Origin of the sequence: Microbacterium canaveralium (genome assembly GCF_047238045.1) — a bacterium.
Lineage (GTDB): Bacteria > Actinomycetota > Actinomycetes > Actinomycetales > Microbacteriaceae > Microbacterium.
The window spans coordinates 2,168,448-2,188,146 of the sequence record NZ_JBDFMA010000003.1 but is presented as its reverse complement, the minus strand read 5'-3'; the positions used below and the strand labels follow the sequence as shown (position 1 = coordinate 2,188,146).

Genomic DNA, 19,699 nt, shown 5'->3' with positions numbered 1-19,699 from the left:
CGGGGCTCCTTCATGTTCAGGTGGTAGGTCGGCGCCGCAGCGCCGCCGACACGATGGCCACGATCGTTCCGACGGCGACTCCGATGACCGTTTCGAGCACGCGGTCGCGCAGCAGCACATCGGGTGTCACGGGGGAGGCGAGCGAGATCATGAGCAGCGCGAGCGGCGTGATGAAGATCATGGCGATGCCGTAGTTGCGGCCGACGAACAGCTCGGCACCGACCTGCATCGCCACAGCCACGAGGAGGATCGCCCACGGCGGCAGGTGCAGGGCCAGCAGACCGGCGGCGATCAGGACGCCCACGAGCGTTCCGCCGAGACGCTGCGCACCCCGGATGAGCCGCGCGGTGACGTGGGCACCGCCGACGGCGGCGACCGCGCCCACCATCGCCCAGTACCAGTGACTGCCGATCAGCAGCACTCCCGCGATGCCGGCGAGGAGCGCGGCGACGCCGACCGTCGCCGTCATCTCCCACGCGACCGCGCCGATCGGCGGGCGCTGCCGGGTCGGTAGGCGCCATGACCCTCGGCGCGCTAGGGCGAACGCCGTCGTGACGACGAGACTCCAGATCACACTGCTCACCCCGACGAGCAGCACCAGCCCGAAGGTCGCCGTCGTGGCGGGGAAGCTCGCGCACGCGCCGGCGGCGAACACGGTGAACAGCGCGCCGGGCGGATGCCACTGGGCCCGATACGCCAACAGCGTCACCGCCGCGGCGAGAGCGGCGACGACGATGACGCTCGCGAGCGGCGGTGCGGTCAAGGTGGACAGCAGCGTTCCGAGCAGCATCGACATGATGAGGATGCCACCCGCCGTGGCCTGCATCCGCACCCGGGTGCGCGGCGGGTCGAGGCGTCCGTAGAGCGCGGCGAACGCGCCGAACGAGGCGTAGACGCTCAGATCGAGGCGCCCGATGGCGAGCAGAACGAGAAGCGGCACGCCCACGCTGAGGGCCGCTCGGGCCGCGACGCGGTGGTCTCCGCGGTGGGGGCCGATGCGGATGATCCCGGTCCACACGCGTCCCCGGGATTCCGCCACCCGTCCAGCCTACGTTGCGTGTTCGCGGCGAGCGGCGTGGGGGCTGGGCACACGCCGCGGCGTGCGGGCTTTCGGTGGCGGGGTTGTGTTCGCTGCGGCGGTTCGGTCGTGCAAGGTGGCACGACGCGCGGTGGGCGGGGGTCCCGCGTGCGTTTCGGTGGCGGCGATGTGTCGATTGCCGCGGTTCGGTCGTGCAATTTGGCGCGACGCGCGGTGGGCGAGGGTCCTGCGTGCGTTTCGGTGGCGGCGATGTGTCGATTGCCGCGGTTCGGTCGTGCAAGGTGGCGCGACGCGCGGTGGGCGGGGATCCTGCGTGCGTTTCGGTGGCGGCGATGTGTCGATTGCGGCGGTTCGGTCGTGCAATCTGGCGCGACCGAACCGCCGGGTCAAGGCCTTGGGTGCAGAGCGGCGCTGGGGTGAGGTGGAGAGATGGATGCCGACCGCGACAAGGAACCGATCGACCCCGGCCCCGAGCCCGACACCTCGACCGCCGCCCAGGGGGAGAAGTCGGATCCGACGCTCGACCACGACGACGAACCCATCGAGTGAGCGCGCGCTGCCTCGACGTCGAACAGTGCAGGGGTGACCCCCGGGGCGTTTCCGTAGGGTGGGAAGCCCCGCACCCGAACGAGGAGAGACGTGTTCCGCACGCCCCTGGCCCTGTTTCGAACGCTCGCGATCGCCGAGGCGGTCTCGTGGACCCTCTTGATCGCGGGGCTTGTCCTGCGCGCGACCGCCGACCTTCCGATCGCGGTGACGATCGGTGGTGGCATCCACGGGTTCGTGTTCCTGGCGTACGGCGCGACTGCGGTCGTGGTAGCTCTGAACCAGCGCTGGGGCGTGGGCCCCGCGGCCGTCGCGATCATCAGCGCGGTGATCCCGTACGCGACGGTTCCCACCGAGCTGTGGCTGCACCGCACCGGGAGGTTGCGCGGAACGTGGCGCCTCGAGGCCGGGGACGACCCGCACGATCAGCGGCCCCTCGACCGTGTGCTGCGGTTCTTCCTGCGGCGGCCGTGGGTGCTCGGCATCCTGATCCTGCTCGCTGTCGCGCTGATCTTCGTGGTGCTGCTGGTGGTCGGCCCGCCGGGTGGCAAGGGCTGAACCCTCGGGACTATGTCCCAAAAATGGATGGCTGGCGCCGCTGCTGCTGGACACATGTGGGACACGCACCGCCAGAAGTGGGACGAGGGCGCGCGGGGAGCTGCAGAGGGCGACGTGTCGGAGCTTGTCTCAAGAGTGGCCGGTGCGGGTGGCGCGCACTGACTATATGTGGGACACGCACCGTCAGAAGTGGGACGAGGGCGCGCGGGGAGCTGCAGAGGGCGACGTGCCGAAGCTTGTCCCAAGAGTGGCCGGTGCGGGTGGCGCGCACTGACCATATGTGGGACACGCACCGTCAGAAGTGGGACGAGGGCGCGAAGGGAGCTGCAGAGGGCGACGTGTCGGAGCTTGTCCCAAGAGTGGCTGGTGCGGGTGGCGCGCACTGACCATATGTGGGACACGCACCGTCAGAAGTGGGACGAGGGGGTGCCCCAGAGCGGCTGATGCTCAGCGGCGCGTCGACACCGTGACCGTGAACTTGCGGTCGCGGGCGACCTGACGCGTCGGGCCGACGATCCGCTCCAGCGCCGGACGGTACTGCAGTGCGGAGTTCCACACCGTCCACAGCTCGCCGCCGGGCGCGAGGGCGCGGGCGGCGTCGGCGAAGAAGCGCGGTGCGATGCCCTCGTTGATCGCGGAGCCGGAATGGAACGGCGGGTTCAGAGCGATGAACCGCGCGCTGCCGTCGGGCTGTGCGCCGAGCATGTCGTCGCGGACGACCTCGACACGGTCGGCGACGCCGTTGGCCGCGGCCGTCGCGCGCGCGGAGGCCACCGCGGCGGCCGACTGGTCGCACGCGATTACCCGAAGGTGGGGATGCCGCATCGCGAGCGCCGCGGCCACGACCCCGCTCCCGCACGCGTAGTCGATGGCCTCGGGGGCTGTCGGTTCGGGCAGGTGGGCCAGCAGCAGACGCGTGCCGATGTCGATCGACGCGCCCGCGAAGACGCCGCCGAAAGCGCGGACCTCCAGCCCGTCCACCGCGGCCGCCTCGGGCTGCGGGTCTGCGCCGTCGTGCGGGCCGCGGGAAACGAGGACACGCGACTTCTGTCGGGCGTGCGTGACGTCGACGCGGTCGAAGCGCGCCCGCAGCACGTCGTTCATCGTGGGCGTCATGTGCTTGATCCGGCCGCCCGCGAACACCACGACGTCGGGGTGGGCATGCGCGGCGATCAGACCCGCGATGTCGTCGAGTCCGCGGAGCGACCGGGGCAGACGCAGGAGGACGACCCGCGCGTCGCGGACGAGGTCGGCATCCAGACCGTGGGACGAGAACGCATCGTCGAGTCCGACGCGGGAGGCATTGGCAGCGAGTGCCCGTTCGCCGGTGAGGGCGTCCTGGTGCACGCGGATGCCGCGGGCTCCGTCCGAAGCGGCGCCCAGGGTCAGCGCTCCGTAGGCGTCGTCGATGACGACGAGCGTTCCGTCGGGGACGTCGCGCCGCGCGGCGGCGGATTCGTCGAGGATCAGGCGATCGGCGGCATCCACCGCGACGAGGTCCGGACCCTCGAGGTCGGGCCAGCGGCGGACGTCGTCGAACGAGAAGGTCACCGGGGCGTCGTAGGCGGCGATTACCGGGTGCCGAAGTGGAACGGCAGCGCGAGGGAGGCGGCCACCAGCAGGATGCCGAGGGCGAAGAACAGCGCGGGCGCGGCGAGCGAGAACGACAGGCCCGTGAGCAGCATGCCGCCGACGAACAGGATGAGCGAGACGATGAACATAGGGGATCCCTTCGGTCGCTCCAGGCTATCGTGCCGCGTCGGGCGCCCGGTCCGCGGCGGGGGGAGTCTCGCGGAGAGCCGCGTGCGTCCACAGGGTGCTCCCGGCCACCGCGGCCGGCATGACCGCGATCGCGCCGAGCGGCACGAGGAAACAGAGCTGCGTCGCCACACCGAAACCCAGGGCTCGCGCGCGGTTGTCGCGGAGGACGGCGCGGCGAGCGCGGCGGTCCAGCCCGCGCGCGGACAGAGCGCGCGAGGTCAGCTCGTCGGCGAGCAGCCATCCGGTCAGCAGGAGACCGGTGGTGAAGCCGAGGACGCCGCCGACGAACGGGATGAGTCCGAGCAGCCACGCGGCCAGGGCGGCGAGCGCGCCGCGGGCGATGAGGCGCACGGCGTCTCCGGCCGCGCGCCAGAAGCCGTACTCGGCATCCGGGATCCGGCCCGTCGCCGTGAGTTCAGTGGCACGCCAGATCCGGTCGTAGAACGGCTCGCCGACCGCGAGGGTCACCGCCGTGAACGACACGATCGCGAGGAACGCGACCGCCCCGAACGAGGCGACCGCGATCGCGGTGCGCAGGACGGTGGCCCAGAGCGGATCCCAGGTGTTCGCGAAGGGCGTCCAGTCGTCCACGACCTCGCCGAGGAGGATGCCCCAGCCGACGAGGGCGGCGCCGAAGACCAGCCCGACGAGGAATCCGGGGATGAGTCCGAGCGCCATCGCGCCGGGGGAGCGGCGCCACTGGCCGAGGCCGCGGAGGAGCATCCGGGCGCCGTGGAGAAACTCGCGCATCCGGGCATTGTCGCAGAGCGGCGCGCGGGAACGTCGGGGCTCGCTGACAGGATGTGGGCATGCGCATCCGCACCACGTCGACGCAGCGCACCTATCGGTACGTGCGGCTGACGATCCTCGCCGCGACCCTGCTTCTGGCCGTCGCGGTGGGGATGCAGGCGATGGTCGGGGGCCCGCTCCCGTCGCTGAGCGCCGCGTACTACACCCCGGCGGGGCCGATGTTCGTGGCCGCTCTCTTCGTGGTCGCCGCGGCCTTCGTCGCGCTGTCGGGCCACAGCGTCGAGCAGGGCCTTCTCGACGTGGCCGCGGTGCTGGCGCTCGTGATCGCCGTGGTCCCGACCACTCTCGAGTCCGAGGTCTGCGGCGAGCTCGTCCGGTGCGTTCCGCCGGCGACCATTCCCACCGCGGTGAACAACGGTGTCGCGGTGGCATCCGTCGTCCTCGTCGGCGTGATCGCCGGGGTCGTGCTGTCGATCGTGCAGGGCACGATGTCCCGCGGAGTCGTGCTCACGGCGGGCGCCGTCGCGACACTCGTCGTGGGGGTGATCGTGTGGGCGGCTGTCGCCCCGACGTCCTTCCTCGCCGCCGGGCACAACGTCGCCGCCGTCGGGTTCTTCCTTCTCGTGGGAGCGGTGGCCGCGATCGCCGCGTGGCGCCCGCAGCGCGCACCGGAGCGGTTTCGCCCGGCGTACGCAGCGGTGGCGATCGGCATCCTGCTCTCCCTGGTGGGGCTCGGTGTCACGCTCGCAGCGGCGGCCGGGGGAGCCGACATCGTGCGGCCCGTGCCCTGGCTGTTCGTGGGCGAGGCGGCGGCGCTCGTCCTGTTCGCCGTGTTCTGGATCCTCCAGACGGCGGAGCTGTGGAACGAGCCGGACCCGCGGCTCCGGGCCTGACGCGCGATCGCCGGGAATATCCTCGGAGCCGCACCGTTGAACTTGATACGCAGTCGCTCAAGTCTCAAAATTGAGTCGACTCCACTCACGTATCACAGGAGACGGAATTGCCCGAAGATGTCACCCCCGGCGCCGGGGACAACGGCGCCCAGTCGTTCGACGAGTTCCTCGCGCGCTACCTCGCCGGTGAGCGGGCCCGCGCCGAGCGCTCGATCGACCTCAGCCGGTTCCTGAGCGCGCGCACGCAAGAGGCGCTGCAGGACGCCGGTCGCTACGCGCTGGGCCGCGGCCAGCGGGAACTCGACGCGCTGCACGTCCTGCACGTGCTCGTCGGGCAGTCGCCCGCTCGCGAAGCCGTCGCCCGTCTCGGCGCCGACCCCGCCGCGATCGCCCGCGCCGCCGAGAGCCGCCTCCCGGCCGCCGGTCCCGCCGCCGACGTCGACGGCGCCGTCGTGGCGGGGTCGGTCCAACGCGCCCTGTTCCACGCCTTCCAGGTCGCCCGCGCGGCCGGATCGACCTACGTCGACCCCGACCACCTGTTCTTCGCGCTCGTCCTCGCGCAGGACGCCCCGGCCGGTCAGATCCTGGCCCAGGCCGGTGTCACCGCCGAGGCCCTGACGCAGGGGGTGCGCGAGACCGTCGTCGGCGGCGAGCAGCCCTCCGCGCCCGAGGAGACGGCATCCACGACCCCCAACCTGGATCGCTTCGGTACCGACCTCACCGCGCTCGCCGCGGACGGCCGCCTCGACCCGGTGATCGGCCGCGCCGACGAGATCGAGCAGACCATCGAGATCCTCAGCCGCCGCACGAAGAACAACCCCGTGCTGATCGGTGAGGCCGGCGTCGGCAAGACCGCCGTCGTCGAGGGACTCGCCCGCGCGATCGTCGAGGGCAGCGTCCCCGAGCAGCTGCGCGACACGCGCGTCGTGTCGATCGACCTGGCCGCGATGCTTTCCGGCGCCCGCTACCGCGGCGACTTCGAGGAGCGTCTCACCCAGACGATGGACGAGATCGCCGCTCAGTCCGGCAAGCTCGTCGTCTTCATCGACGAGGTGCACACGATCGTGGGCGCCGGCGCCGGTGGCGACGGAGCGATGGATGCCGGAAACATCCTGAAGCCGCGCCTCGCTCGTGGCGAGCTGCACCTGGTGGGAGCCACCACGCTCAAGGAGTACCGGACGATCGAGAAGGACCCCGCTCTCGAGCGGCGCCTGCAGCCCGTGCGGGTGGGCGAGCCCTCGATCCCCGACGCGGTCGAGATCCTGCGCGGCCTCCGCTCGGCCTACGAGGAGCACCACGCCGTGACGTACACCGACGACGCGCTGCGCGCCGCGGTGGAGCTCGGCGACCGGTACCTTCCCGACCGCGTGCTGCCCGACAAGGCGATCGACCTCATCGACCAGGCCGGTGCGCGCCTGCGTCTGCGCCTGGGCGCCAAGGTGGACGTGTCCGCCCTGGTGGAGCGTCTGGCCACGCTCGAGGCCGACAAGAACGCCGCCGTCTCGGCGGAGCACTACGAAGAGGCGTCTCGCATCCGCGACGAGATCACCGCGGTGCAGGAGCGGCTCGAGAAGGCCACGTCCGCCCCGCGCCCCGACGCGGTGGTCGACGAGTCCGAGATCGCCTCGGTGATCAGCCGGGCCACCGGCATCCCGGTGTCGCGTCTGACCGCTTCCGAGCGCGGACGTCTCGCGCACCTCGAGGACGACCTGCACGCGAGGGTCATCGGGCAGGATGCCGCGGTCACCGCGGTCGCCAAGGCCGTGCGTCGCAACCGCACGGGCATGGGTGACGAGAACCGTCCCGTCGGATCGTTCCTGTTCCTCGGACCCACCGGTGTCGGAAAGACCGAGCTCGCGAAGGCGCTCGCCGGATCGCTGTTCGACGACGACTCCGCCGTGATCCGTTTCGACATGAGCGAGTTCGGCGAACGGCACACCGTGTCGCGCCTCATCGGTGCCCCTCCGGGATACGTCGGCTACGACGAGGCCGGACAGCTCACCGAGCGCGTGCGCCGGAACCCCTACTCGGTCGTGCTGTTCGACGAGATCGAGAAGGCCCACCCCGACGTCTTCACCCTGCTGCTGCAGGTGCTCGACGACGGGCGCCTGACCGACGGCCAGGGACGCACGGTCGATTTCCGCAACACGGTGATCGTGATGACCTCGAACCTTGGCAGCGAGTACCTGGCATCCCGTTCGGGAGCCATCGGGTTCACCACGACCGGGCGGGAGTTCGACGACGCCGACCTGCGCGACCGCGTCATGGGGAAGCTGCGCGAGGCCATGCGGCCCGAGTTCCTGAACCGGATCGACGACATCGTGATGTTCCGCAAGCTCGAGAAGGAGCAGCTGCGCGACATCGTCCGGCTGCTGCTCGAGCGCACGTCGAAGCGTCTCGCTTCGCGCGAGGTGTCGCTCGAGGTGACGGATGCCGCGATCGACCGCCTCGCCGAGGTCGGATACGAGCCCGAGTACGGTGCACGGCCGCTGCGCCGGGTCATCCAGCGCGAGATTGACGATCGCATCGCCGACCTGTTCGTCGCTGGTGAGCTGGTCGACGGGGGAGCGGTGACGGTGGATGCCACGGCATCCGGGTTCGTCGTCCGGGCCGCGGTGGAGGCACTCGCCGCGTAACGGCTGGTGTCGGCCCTCGGACCCTTCGGGTTCCGAGGGCCTTCGCCGTTTCGGGTGCCGGCGCGGTGCGTGCCGAACTCCGGAGTTTCGTGGCGATCCAGCGCCCTGGCCGCGGCGTGGAGGCGGCGATGCCGGGTTTCTCCGGAGTTCGGCACACGCCGGACCGGGTGCCCCGGGCGCCTGGGTGGCCGCCCGCTGCCGAATGTCAGTGGGGCACGGCAGAGTAGGGGTATGAGTCGCATCGGCACGATCTTCAGCCCGTACCCGCACCCGCCCGAGGAACTGCGCGAGGCCGCCCGGGTGGCCGAGGGGGAGGGCGTGCCCGAGCTCTGGCTGTGGGAGGACTGCTTCCGCTCGTCGGCGTGGGCGGCCGCCGCGGCGGCGCTCGCCGCGACCGACCACCTCCGCGTGGGCGTCGGCATCGCGCCGTTCCCGCTGCGCAACGTCGCCGCCTCGGCGATGGAGGTCGCCACGATCGAGCGCATCTTCCCGGGGCGCCTGCTGCCCGGCTTCGGACACGGCGTGCAGGACTGGATGCGGCAGATCGGCGCGAAGGCCGCCTCGCCGCTCACCCTCATGCAGGAGCAACTGCCCGCTCTGCGTGCGCTCCTGGCCGGCGACACCGTCAGCACCGAGGGGCGTTACGTGCGGCTGCGCGACGTCTCGCTCGACTGGCCGCCGGTCGTCCCGCCGCGGGTGTACGCGGCCGCGGAAGGACCGAAGACGCTGCACCTCGCCGGTGCCGTCGCCGACGGTGTGATCCTCGACAGCCGTCACACGGTCGACGAGATCGCCGAGGCCGTGCGCACCGTCCGCGAGGGCTGGACCGAGGCGGGACGCGAGGGCGCTCCCGACGTGGTCGCGTACGTCCTGACGGCGTTCGGCCCCGGGGCGTCCGAGAGGGTCTCCGCCGTGCTCGAGGACCGGCCGGATGCCGCGGAGCGCGCGCTCGCGGGGTCGGTCAGCGAGGTCGCCGAGGGCGTCGCGCGCTTCCAGGCTGCCGGGGTGGACGACGTCGTGCTGCTCCCCACCGACGACGTCGACCTGCATGTCTTCTTCGCCGCCGTGGGTCAGGTCGCCGTCGCGCTGCCGGCCGCGGGAGGCGTGTCGTGACGCGCGGTGTCGTCTCGATCGGTCTCGCGGGCTCGCTCGGTCCCGCCGCCGTCGCCGAGATCGCGCCGGCCGTCGAAGCGGCGGGATTCCACACGTTGTGGATCAACGACACGCCGGATGGCGACGCGCTCGCCGCCCTGGCCGCCGCCGCGGGCGTGACGCGGACGCTGCATCTGGCGACGGGCGTCGTCCCCGTGGATCGTCGGCCGGCCGCCGAGATCGTCTCCGCGGTGGCATCCCTGGGCCTGCCGACCGACCGCCTCACCGTCGGCATCGGTTCGGGCATGGCGAAGGAGGGGGCGCTCGCCCGCGTGCGCGAGGCGATCGCGGTGCTCCACGACGCGGGACTGTCGCGCGTGCTCGTCGGTGCGCTCGGGCCGAGAATGCGACGCCTCGGCGCTGATCTCGCCGAAGGTGTGCTCTTGAACTGGGTGCCGCCCACGGAGGCCGCAGCCCAGGCCGAGGCTCTCGGCGCCGAAGCCTTCGTGGCGGTCTACGTGCGCACGGCGATCGTCGATGCGGCTCGCGCGCGGCTCGACGCCGAGACCGCGCGATACGCGTCCTCCCCGAATTACGCCGCGAATTTCGCACGGATGGGGGTGGATGCCGCCGACACCACGATCCGCGACGTCAACGAACTCGGCGGCGCTCTCGAGGCCTATACGGCTGCGGTCGACGAGGTGGTCCTGCGCGCGATCGTCCCCGACGACACCGTGGAGGCGTACGTGGACTTCGTGCGGCGGACCGGACCCACACCGCTCTGACGTCGACGCACGGCCCCCGCCCCGTCCTCGGCTGGCAGACTGACCGGATGCCACGACGTCGAGGTCTCCCCGTTCGCTCCGTCGCCCGCGGTGCGCTGACCGCGCTGCTGGTCGCCGCGGGGGTCAGCCACGTGACGTGGGGCAGACGCGGCTACCGGATCGTGGTTCCGGACTGGGCGACGAGACTCTTGCGCACCGACAAGGACGCCATCGTGGTGGCATCCGGGGCTGCGGAGGTGCTGCTCGGCGTGGGGCTCGTCGCGCTGCCGAGGGAACGTCGGCGTGTCGGCGCGACGATCGCGGCGTTCTTCGTGGCGGTGTTCCCGGGGAACGTGCACCAGTGGCGCACGGGGCGGTCGGCTCCGGGCCTGAGCAGCGATCGCGCCCGGTTCGTGAGGCTGTTCCTCCAGGTGCCGCTCATCGCCTGGGCTTGGTGGTCGACGCGCGAGTGAGCTGCGCGCGGGCCAGAGAACCGCGGAGCCCGCGCTCGGCGAGGGGGATGCGGCCCGAGAACCGCGGAGCGCGCGCTCGGCGAGGGGGATGGGGCCCGAGAACCGCGGAGCGCGCGCTCGGCGAGGGGACTGCGGCCCGAAGAACCGTGGAACGCGCGACCCGCTAGGCGGCGTCGCCGAGCTCCAGGATGCCGCGGTCGAAAGCGGAGCGCGCCAGCACCTTGTAGCCGTGATCGGGGAAGAACACGGTGAGGCGGTCGGCCTCGACGGCCATGACGGTTCCGGTTCCCCACTCGTGGTGGTCGACGACGGAGTCGACGCGTAGGTCGCCGCTCCCCGGCTCCCTGACGGCTTCCGCGGGTTCTTCCGTGTGGGTGAGGGCAGCGGCGGCGTCGCAGCGGTCGCACATGCCGCACTGCTCGGCGGCGGCGACGCCGAAGTACTCCAGCAGTGCGCGGCGGCGGCAACGGACCGTCTCGGCAAACCCCCGCATGATGTCGATGCGGGAGGTGCGGATACGTTCCTCCGCCTCGTCGCGCTCGCGCACGGCGGCCACCGCCTCGCCCGCGGACACGGTCGAGGCCGCGGAGATGCCCTCGGGGCCGGACACGGCCAGCCCGCACGCGACGAGCTGGGTGAGCACGCGCCCGATCACCCGCGTCGAGCGACCGCTCTCGTCGGCGATGTCCCGGGTGCGCATCGGCGCGTCGCCGTGCAGTAACGCGTCCCAGACCCCGGCGACGTCCGCGCGTCGGCTCCGCCCGCCGGCGAAGAACGAGCGCAGCGAGAAGTCCTCGGCGCGGTAGTGCAGCACGGCGCGCGCGGGTTGCCCGTCGCGCGCGGCCCGACCGATCTCCTGGGCGTAGGCGTCGAGGGACTCGGTCACGTCGGCGTGCACGACCCACCGGACATCCGGCTTGTCGACGCCCATCCCGAACGCCGAGGTGGCCACGACGACGTCGAGCTCACCCGCGCTCCACGCGGCGTGCACCTCGTCGCGACGCTTCTGCGCCATGCCCCCGTGGTACGGCGCGGCGCGACGTCCTTGCTCGACGAGTTCGGCCGCGTAGGCATCGGTCTCCTTGCGGGTGGCCACGTACAGCAGCGTGGGGCCGTCGGCATCCATCACATCCCGCAGGACCGCACGGCGTTTATCCGCGTCGTGCTCGTGACGGCGGACCGACAGGTGGATCTCGGGACGGTCCATCCCGCGCACCTCCAGGTGCGGGTCGCGCATGCCGAGGCTCGCGACGATGTCGTCACGGACGGGACCGGATGCCGTAGCCGTCAACGCCAGCACGGGAGGGTGCCCGAGCGCGGCGACGGCGTCGCCGATTCGCGCGTACTCCGGGCGGAAGTCGAACCCCCAGGCCGACACGCAGTGCGCCTCGTCCACCACGACGAGACGCACGTCGGCCTTCTTCAGCCGGTCGAACACCTCGGGGTTGGCCAGCTGCTCCGGGGCGAAGAAGGCATACACCGGGTCACCGCTCTCGATCGCGGCCCATGCGGCCGTCCGTGCCCGCGCCGCCGTGCGGGAGTTCAGCGCGACCGCCGCGGGCGCGTCGGGCGCGGCGTCGATCGAGGCGATCTGATCGCGCTGCAGCGCGAGCAACGGCGAGATGACGACCGTCACCCCACCCAGTTCGCATCCGGCGATCTGGTACACGGCCGACTTCCCGGCGCCCGTGGGGAAGACGACGAGCGTGTCCCGCTCCGCCACCACGGCATCGATCGCCTCGGCCTGACCCGGCAGCAACGCATCCCATCCGAAGGCCTCGCGGGCGGTGCGGGCGGACTGTTCGGCGGTGGCGGGAGCGTTCACGGGACCTCATTTCTTGGGGAAATCCAGCACACGATACGAGCGGACCTGTCGGTCGGGGGTTGCGGAAGACGACGTCGTGTGATCCGTCGGCGCGCCTCGAGGGCGCTGGCATCCGGATTCCGAGAGCGCAAGAGGCCCGGCGATGTCGGAGGGGGATGCCAGGATGCCGACATGCTCTTCGGTGATCTGCAGGTCGCGCTCGGTACGGTCGCCGCCACGCGATCGCGCCTGGCCAAGGTCGACGCGCTCGCCGAGGTTCTGGAGCGATTGACGCCCGACGAGATCGTGCCGGCGGTCGGGCTCCTCACTGCCGCGCCACGCCAGGGACGTCTGGGGGTCGGGTGGCGCACGCTGGCCGCGCGGAGCCGCGCGCACGCCGACTCCGCCTCGCTCACGGTCGCCGACATCGACGCCGCGTTCTCCCGGCTGGTCGAGATCTCCGGTAACGGGTCCGCCGCGGCGCGGACCACGCTGCTCGACGAGCTGGCCGCGCAGGCGACGCCCGACGAATGGGATCTGCTGGTGCGCATCATGACCGGCGAGCTGCGCACGGGGGCGCTCGAAGGCGTGCTCCTCGACGCGATCGCACGCGCCGCCGATCGCGAGGGAACGCTCGTGCGCCGCGCGGCGATGCTGTCTGGAGACCTGGGCGAGACGGCGGCGGTGGCGCTCACGGGGACGGCTGACGAGCTGGCATCCGTCGGTCTCGTCGTGGGTCGCGGCGTGCAGCCCATGCTGGCCTCCACCGCCACCTCCGTGGCGGAGGCCCTGACGCTCACGGGTCTCGCCTCGGTCGAGTACAAGCTCGACGGAGCGCGGGTGCAGGTGCACCGACGAGGCGACGACGTGCGGGTGTTCACGCGCACGCTGGCCGATGTCACCCACCGCGTGCCCGAGATCGTCGAGGCCGTGCGGACGCTGTCGGTGACCGATGCGATCCTCGACGGCGAGACCCTCTCGCTCGACGACGACGGGGGACCGCGGCCGTTCCAGGAGACGATGGCCCGTTTCGGTGCCGAGACCGCCCGCGAGATCGCGTTGCGCCCGTGGTTCTTCGATCTCCTGCACCTCGACGGCCGCGACCTCATCGACGAGCCCCTGTCGGTGCGCCGCTCCGAACTCGGCCGCATCGCGCCCGGGTTCGGCATCCCCTCGATCGTGACCGACGATCCTGACGCGGCCGACGAGTTCTCTCGCGCGGCGCTGCGGGCCGGCCACGAAGGCGTCATGGTGAAGGCCGTCGACGCTCCGTACACCGCGGGTCGGCGCGGCAAGAGCTGGCTCAAGGTCAAGCCCGTGCACACGTTCGATCTCGTCGTTCTCGGGGTCGAACGCGGCTCCGGCCGGCGCTCGGGGTGGCTCTCGAACCTTCACCTCGGTGCACGAGATCCCGGCGGTGCCTTCGGTGATCCGGGCGGATTCGTGATGGTCGGCAAGACCTTCAAGGGCCTCACCGACGACCTGCTGCGCTGGCAGACGGTCCACTTCGCCGAACGCGAGATCGGTGACGTGCCCGGGGGTATCCGCGTCGCGCCCGACACCGTCGTCGAGATCGCGATCGATGGCGTCCAGCGGTCGACCCGCTACCCGGGCGGCGTGGCCCTGCGCTTCGCGCGCGTCAAGGCGTACCGTCCCGACAAGCCGGCCGCGGAGGCCGACACCATCGACACGCTGCGCGCGCTCCTCCTCGGGATGGGCGCGGCGCCGGCCGAGACGACCGCACCGCGAGATGATTCGGGCGCGATGCCCGCGGAGGGATGACCTGATGAGCCGTGTTCCGTGGTTGGACGGAGAACTCGAGTACCGCAGCTTCGGAACGCCGGGCGCTCCGCGGGCGGTGATGGTGCTGCGCACCGGAGACGTCTCGACGATCGACCCTGACGTCCGCATCACCTCCGGGTTCGACGTCCGGATCGTCGCGGTGGGACTGGACGCTCCCGAGCTCGAGGATCCACCGGCCTTCGGCGGTCAGACGCCGGCCGGACTCACCGTCGACGCTCTCCGAGACCTCCTGGAGCGCGAGGCACCCGGCACGACGGTGGGGCTCGTCGGCGAACGATCCGCCGGACCGCTCGCGATCCATCTCGCGGCCGCGATGGGCGGGGTCGTGGATCGTCTGGCGATCGTCGGGGTCGAAAGCCCCTCCGACCCGCTCAGTCGCGACATCCACACGCCGCTCCTCGATGACGTGGTCGCCGACACGCTGATCATCGTCGGTGGCGACGGGCCGGCCGACGTCGACGACGCCGCCTGGTACCTCGGTCGTATCCCCACCGCCCGCATCGAGGTGATCGGGGCCGACGAGCTCGACACGATCAACGGCCACGTCACACTCTCCTCCGTGTGGGAGAGCGTCCTCGCTCACGTCGCGCCGGGCGCGGAGCGCCGCTGAGGGGTAGGCGGGCGTCAGGCGGTGCGAGCGACCGCCCGCACCTGAACGATATTGGAGTCCTCGTCCACCTCGACGTGCTCGGTCTGCGCTTTGAGGAAGTCGGAGAAGCTGCGGAACCCGAGCGCTTTCTCGCTGAACGACGGATCCAGTCGCTTCATCAGATCCTTCACGGCCGACGCGTGCAGCCACTCGCCGTCGGAGCGTTCCCCCTCGAGCTGCATGGCGCGTTCGAGCAGGTTGACCGCCGGATCCTGTGAGCGCTTCCGTGCCCGCGGGCGGGAGGGCGCGGCATCCTTCTTCGTGTCGGCGAGCTTCGGGATGCCGGGGAGGCTGTCGTAGTTGTCGAACCGGTCGCACGCCGAGGCGAGCGACTTTGCGGTCGAGCCCGCGACTCCGACGCCCACGACGTAACGGCCGAGGCGCTTGCACCGCTGGGCCAGGGGCACATAGTCGCTGTCGCCCGCGACGATGACGACGTGCGAGAGGTCCGGGAGGCGGAACATGTCTTCCACGGCATCCACTGCGAGCCGGATGTCGGCGCCGTTCTTGGCGTATGCCGCCGCGGGAAACAACTGCACGAGGTCGACGGCGCGAGCGACGAGTTGCGACCGGTATTCCGCGTTGACCGGGGCCGACCAGTCCGCGTAGGCCCGCGTGAGGACGAGGGTGCCGAACGACGCGGCGTAGTCGATGATCGCGCCGACGTCGATCGTCGCCTTTGTGAGGCGCTCGGCGATCTCGGGATCCATCGGGTTCTCCGCGATCTTCTGGCGGTCGCGCGAGTACGCGTTTCGCCCGTGGACGCGGTCGTACCAGGACATCACGATGTTGTCGAAGTCGAGGTAGACGGCGACGCGGGCGGTCTGGGAATCCGGCATGCCCTCAGTCTCTCCCGCGCGGAGCCCGACGGGTAGTCGGCTCAGCGTCCGCCGGGGTAGACCACACCGATCTGGCGGCGTACCTCGTCGAGGACGCCCATGATCGAGACGGTGTCATCGATCGACAGGACGTCGCTCGAGGTCGCACCGTCACGGACGAGCCGCTCGGCCGCCAGGGCCTGGAACTGCATGCCGCGACCTTCCACGGCGCCGTCGAACTCTTCGAGGACGGTGCCGTCCGGGCCGACGACGCGGAACGTCGTCGGGGTGTACCAGACGCGGTCGATCTCGATCCGCGCCTCGGTGCCGACGATCTGCGCGACGTTCGCGCCGGCCCCGCGCGACGACGACACGGTGGTCGACAGGGCGCCGCCGGGATGCGCGAACACCGTGGCGACCTCGGCGTCGCTGTCCGCGTCGGAGAGCCGCGCGATGGCGGTGACGCGCTCGGGCAGACCGAGCACGTCCACCACGAACGAGACGGGGTAGATGCCGAGGTCGAGCAGAGCGCCGCCGCCCAGTTCGAGGGCGTTCAGCCGGTGCCGCGGGTCGGTGGAGATCTTCTGCGTGTGATCGGCCGAGACGACGCGCACGTCGCCCAGGGTGCCGGCCGCGAGGATCTCGCGGATACGCACCATGTGCGGCAGATACCGCGTCCACATCGCTTCCATCGCGAGCAGGCCCTTCTCCGCGGCGCGGTCGCGGATCATGGCCGCCTCCTCCCCGTTGAGCGTGAACGGCTTCTCGACCAGCACGTGCTTGCCGTGGTCGAGGGCGAGCAACGCGTTCTCGAGGTGGCCGGGGTGGGGAGTCGCGATGTAGACGATGTCGACATCGGGGTCGGCCACCAGCTCCTGGTACGAGCCGTGCGCGTGCGGGATGCCGAATTGGTCGGCGAACGCCTGAGCGCTCTCGATCGACCGCGACCCGACGGCGGTGACGTCGAGACCCGCGGTGCGGAGGTCGGAGGTGAAGGCGTGCGCGATGCCGCCCGTTGCGAGGATGCCCCAGTGCAGTCCGGTCATGGCTCCACCGTATCGGCGCGGGCGGGTGGCGCGTCGCGCTGGGCCGTCACGCGAAGGGGCGAGGACGGATGCCGCCCGCGTAGGCTCGCGTCATGACGCCCGTCGAGCGCTTCCGCGAGCTGCTGGCCATCCCGACCGTGTCGCACGTCGACCCGGTCCGCACCGACACGGCGCGCTTCGATGAGTTCCGTGCGGCGCTGGAGCGGCTGTACCCGCTGGTGCACGCCCACCTGGACCGCGAGATCGTCGCGGGTCACTCGCTGCTGTACCGGTGGGCGGGGCGATCCCGCGCCGAGCCGCTGCTGCTCCTCGCCCACCAGGACGTCGTCGACACCGCCGGACAGCCGTGGACACGCGACCCGTTCGCCGCCGCCGTGGAGGGGGAGGGCGAGAACGCCACCCTCTACGCACGGGGCGCCATCGACGACAAGGGCGCGCTCGTCGCGATCCTGGAGGCGGTCGAGGCGGCGCTGGCGGACGGGGTCGTTCCCCGCGCCGACGTGTGGCTGGCGTTCGGCCACGACGAGGAGACCCTCGGGGAAGGGGCCCGCGCCATGGCGGCGATCCTCGCGGACCGCGGCGTGCATCCGGCGCTCGTCCTCGACGAGGGCGGCGCGGTGGTCGAGGGGGCGCTCCCGGGCCTCGTCGTGCCCACGGCCATGATCGGTGTCGCCGAGCGCGGCACGGTGACCTTCGACCTCGTCGCACGGGAGGCCGGAGGCCATGCCTCCACCCCGCCGCCTTTCCCGGCGACGGCGCGTCTGGCGCGCGCGATCGACCGGGTTCGCCGACGCCCCTTCCCGCGCCGACTCGTGCCCCCGGTGCGCGCCATGCTCGCCACGGCTGCCGCCCACGCCCCCGAGCCGCTGCGCACGGTGTTCCGTCGCGCGGAGATCACGGGACCGGCGCTGACCGCGGCGTTCGCCCTCCTCGGACCGGAGACGAACGCGCTGGTGCGCACGACCGCCGTCGTGACCCGCCTCGAGGGATCGGCCGGCGACAACGTCCTGGCGACGACCGCCCGCGCGACGGTCAACGTCCGTCTGCTCACGGGCGACACGGTCGCGGATGCCGCGATCCACCTGCGCCGCGCCATCGCCGATCCCCTCATCGACATCGAGGTGCGGCACGGGGGAGACCCGTCGCCGGTATCGCCTTGGCAGGGGGAGCCCTGGCGGCGCCTGGCCTCGGCGGTGGGGGAGACGCTCGGCGAAGACGTCGTGACGCTGCCGTATCTGCAGCTCGGGGCGAGCGACAGCCGCTTCTACACCGGCCTCACCGAGCACGTGTACCGGTTCACCCCGTTCCACCTCACGCGGGCCGAGCGCGACGCGCTGCACGCACCCGACGAGCGCATCCGCGTCGAGGTGTGGCTCCGCGGCATCCGGTTCTACCGCGCTCTGCTGGCATCCTGACCCCCGCCCGCCCGCCCGCCCGCGCCCGCCCGCCCGCGCCCGCCCGCCCGCCCGCCCGCGCGCGCCCGCCCCCGCCCGCCCGCGCGCGCCCGCCCCCACCCCGCCCCGCATCTGCCCCCGAGACTTCATCGGGCTGACAACTCCCTTGCAGGCTGCAAGGGACTTGTCGGCGCGATGAAGTCTCGGCGATCCAGGGACCCTCGGGGGGCGACCCCGGAGCGCGGCCCGGCGGACCCGCCGGAGCACCCCGGGGACGAGGGCGAACACCGCGGCGTCGGGGGGCCCAGCGCGCGTCGGCTATTCTCGTGTGACCGGTCACGACGCGATCGGCGACGCAAAGAAGCGAGATCGATGAGCGAGACCGACATCCCGGATGCCGCGGCCAAGGCGCCCAGCATCCGCGACGTGGCACGTCTGGCCGGGGTGTCGTACCAGACCGTTTCGCGCGTGATCAACAACAGCCCGCAACTGCGCCCGGAGACCGCGGCGCGCGTACGCGAAGCGATTGCGGAGTTGAAGTTCGTCCCGAACCAGGCCGCCCGCGCCCTGGCGACGAGCCGCACGCGGCTCATCGGAGTTCTGGGTCCGCGCACGACCACCCACGGCGTTTCGGCGATGGTGCAGGCGGCCGAATCCGCGGCGCGCCGCGCCGGCTACCGGTTGACCCTCACGAACCTCGGCACCAGCGCCCCCGACGACGTGCGGGCTTCGATCGATCACCTCGTCGCGCAGTCCATCGAGGGACTCATCGCCGTCGCACCTCAGACCCGCGTGGTGCCGATCCTCGACGAGATGAAGCTTCCTGTGCCCGTACGGATCGTGTCGTCCACGGGGCCCGCGACCCCGACCGCGACCTTCAACGACCAGGTCGCGGGGGCGCGGGCGGCCGTGCGCCACCTCGTCGACCTCGGGCACACCCGCATCCTGCACATCGCCGGCCCCCGCGACTGGCTCGAGGCCGATCACCGTATGCGCGGGTACCTCGCCGAGATGGACGCGCAAGATCTGTCGCCGCGTCCGCCGGTCCTGGGGGACTGGACCGCCCAGTTCGGCTTCGAGGCCGGCTTGGAGTTGCTCCGGACCGAGGATGCCACGGCCGTCTTCGCGGGCAACGATCACATGGCTCTGGGCTTCATGCACGCCGTGCGCGCCATCGGGCGATCCGTCCCGGAGGACATTTCAGTGGTCGGATTCGACGACGTTCCGGAGGCCGCACACCTGTGGCCGCCGCTGACCACCGTGCGCCAGGACTTCGCCGGAATCGGTCAGCGCGCCATGTGGGATCTCCTCACTGATCTGGGTGTTTCCCACGATGACCCGACCATCCCCGAACCGGATCATCTGCGGCTGATCGTGCGCTCGTCGACCGCTCCGCCCAGCCGCTGACACGTCACGGTTTGGCAACGGCTGGTCGACGAACGCACAGGGACTTGACAGCGGCGGCGATACGCGGGGTAGCATCACACACACAATGTGAACGGTCACATGACCGCCCACACAACGCCGACGGGACTCGCTGCGGAGCGACTCCGTCGAGACGAAGACGTTTCGAACGATGCACTGAACCCGCCTCGCCGACCGGCCTCGTTTCGCCCCGACGGCCGCGTGACCGGCGTGCCGTCCGCGCTGCAGCGGTCGGCTTCGTGTGAAGA

The 19,699-nt window shown here is 71.7% G+C and carries 17 protein-coding genes; 10 read left to right on the top strand and 7 right to left on the bottom strand.

From position 1 onward, the window contains the following. Positions 1-16: 16 nt before the first annotated feature. A complete protein-coding gene (locus ABC271_RS11440) occupies positions 17-1,039 on the bottom strand; it encodes an FUSC family protein (RefSeq protein ID WP_412924985.1) in 1,023 nt (340 codons plus the stop codon). A gap of 639 nt (positions 1,040-1,678) precedes the next feature. On the opposite strand from ABC271_RS11440, the gene ABC271_RS11435 reads away from it, so the two are divergent. Beyond that, positions 1,679-2,143, top strand: a complete 465-nt coding sequence (locus ABC271_RS11435) for a DUF3817 domain-containing protein (RefSeq protein WP_412924984.1) — start codon at positions 1,679-1,681, stop codon at positions 2,141-2,143. A 447-nt stretch (positions 2,144-2,590) separates the two neighbouring features. Here the strand turns inward: ABC271_RS11435 and ABC271_RS11430 are convergent, their stop codons facing one another. The 3 genes from ABC271_RS11430 to ABC271_RS11420 are packed head-to-tail and all read right to left on the bottom strand — an operon-like array spanning position 2,591 to position 4,654. Further along, positions 2,591-3,694 carry a class I SAM-dependent methyltransferase gene (locus ABC271_RS11430; RefSeq protein WP_412924983.1) on the bottom strand — a complete coding sequence of 368 codons (1,104 nt, stop codon included), beginning with the start codon at positions 3,692-3,694 and terminating at the stop codon, positions 2,591-2,593. 20 nt (positions 3,695-3,714) lie between these two features. Then, positions 3,715-3,864, bottom strand: coding sequence for a hypothetical protein (locus ABC271_RS11425; RefSeq protein WP_166671746.1), 150 nt, complete (start codon positions 3,862-3,864; stop codon positions 3,715-3,717). A 25-nt stretch (positions 3,865-3,889) separates the two neighbouring features. Further along, entirely contained in the window at positions 3,890-4,654 is a 765-nt protein-coding gene (locus ABC271_RS11420; RefSeq protein ID WP_412924982.1) for an EI24 domain-containing protein, read from the bottom strand. A 59-nt stretch (positions 4,655-4,713) separates the two neighbouring features. Between ABC271_RS11420 and ABC271_RS11415 the strand changes: the two genes are divergently transcribed. From ABC271_RS11415 to ABC271_RS11395, 5 genes are all read left to right on the top strand, one after another. Next, the gene (locus ABC271_RS11415; RefSeq protein WP_412924981.1) at positions 4,714-5,547 is read left to right on the top strand and encodes a hypothetical protein; all 834 of its coding nucleotides are present in this window, start codon (positions 4,714-4,716) and stop codon (positions 5,545-5,547) included. A 107-nt stretch (positions 5,548-5,654) separates the two neighbouring features. After that, complete coding sequence (locus ABC271_RS11410; protein WP_412924980.1) at positions 5,655-8,183, top strand: ATP-dependent Clp protease ATP-binding subunit; 2,529 nt, start codon at positions 5,655-5,657, stop codon at positions 8,181-8,183. Positions 8,184-8,414: 231 nt separating this feature from the next. Then, entirely contained in the window at positions 8,415-9,296 is an 882-nt protein-coding gene (locus ABC271_RS11405; protein ID WP_412924979.1) for an LLM class flavin-dependent oxidoreductase, read from the top strand. Next, positions 9,293-10,060, top strand: a complete 768-nt coding sequence (locus tag ABC271_RS11400) for an LLM class flavin-dependent oxidoreductase (RefSeq protein WP_412924978.1) — start codon at positions 9,293-9,295, stop codon at positions 10,058-10,060. The genes ABC271_RS11405 and ABC271_RS11400 overlap by 4 nt, the downstream gene beginning before the upstream one ends. 47 nt (positions 10,061-10,107) lie before the next feature. After that, positions 10,108-10,512, top strand: a complete 405-nt coding sequence (locus ABC271_RS11395) for a DoxX family protein (protein ID WP_412924977.1) — start codon at positions 10,108-10,110, stop codon at positions 10,510-10,512. Between the two features lie 163 nt (positions 10,513-10,675). Here the strand turns inward: ABC271_RS11395 and ABC271_RS11390 are convergent, their stop codons facing one another. Continuing rightward, entirely contained in the window at positions 10,676-12,337 is a 1,662-nt protein-coding gene (locus tag ABC271_RS11390; RefSeq protein ID WP_412924976.1) for a RecQ family ATP-dependent DNA helicase, read from the bottom strand. Positions 12,338-12,508: 171 nt separating this feature from the next. On the opposite strand from ABC271_RS11390, the gene ABC271_RS11385 reads away from it, so the two are divergent. Further along, positions 12,509-14,098, top strand: coding sequence for an ATP-dependent DNA ligase (locus ABC271_RS11385; protein ID WP_412924975.1), 1,590 nt, complete (start codon positions 12,509-12,511; stop codon positions 14,096-14,098). A gap of 4 nt (positions 14,099-14,102) precedes the next feature. After that, entirely contained in the window at positions 14,103-14,729 is a 627-nt protein-coding gene (locus ABC271_RS11380) for a hypothetical protein (protein ID WP_412924974.1), read from the top strand. 14 nt (positions 14,730-14,743) lie between these two features. Here ABC271_RS11380 and ABC271_RS11375 read toward each other — a convergent pair whose 3' ends face one another. Both ABC271_RS11375 and ABC271_RS11370 read right to left on the bottom strand, forming a co-directional pair. Beyond that, entirely contained in the window at positions 14,744-15,607 is an 864-nt protein-coding gene (locus tag ABC271_RS11375) for an NYN domain-containing protein (RefSeq protein ID WP_412924973.1), read from the bottom strand. 41 nt (positions 15,608-15,648) lie between these two features. Continuing rightward, a complete protein-coding gene (locus tag ABC271_RS11370; protein WP_412924972.1) occupies positions 15,649-16,632 on the bottom strand; it encodes a Gfo/Idh/MocA family protein in 984 nt (327 codons plus the stop codon). Between the two features lie 92 nt (positions 16,633-16,724). Here ABC271_RS11370 and ABC271_RS11365 point away from each other — a divergent pair, with 92 nt between their 5' ends. Together ABC271_RS11365 and ABC271_RS11360 are read left to right on the top strand one after the other, a co-directional pair. Then, positions 16,725-18,047, top strand: coding sequence for a M20/M25/M40 family metallo-hydrolase (locus tag ABC271_RS11365; protein WP_412924971.1), 1,323 nt, complete (start codon positions 16,725-16,727; stop codon positions 18,045-18,047). A gap of 351 nt (positions 18,048-18,398) precedes the next feature. Continuing rightward, the gene (locus tag ABC271_RS11360) at positions 18,399-19,433 is read left to right on the top strand and encodes a LacI family DNA-binding transcriptional regulator (protein ID WP_412924970.1); all 1,035 of its coding nucleotides are present in this window, start codon (positions 18,399-18,401) and stop codon (positions 19,431-19,433) included. Positions 19,434-19,699: the final 266 nt, after the last annotated feature.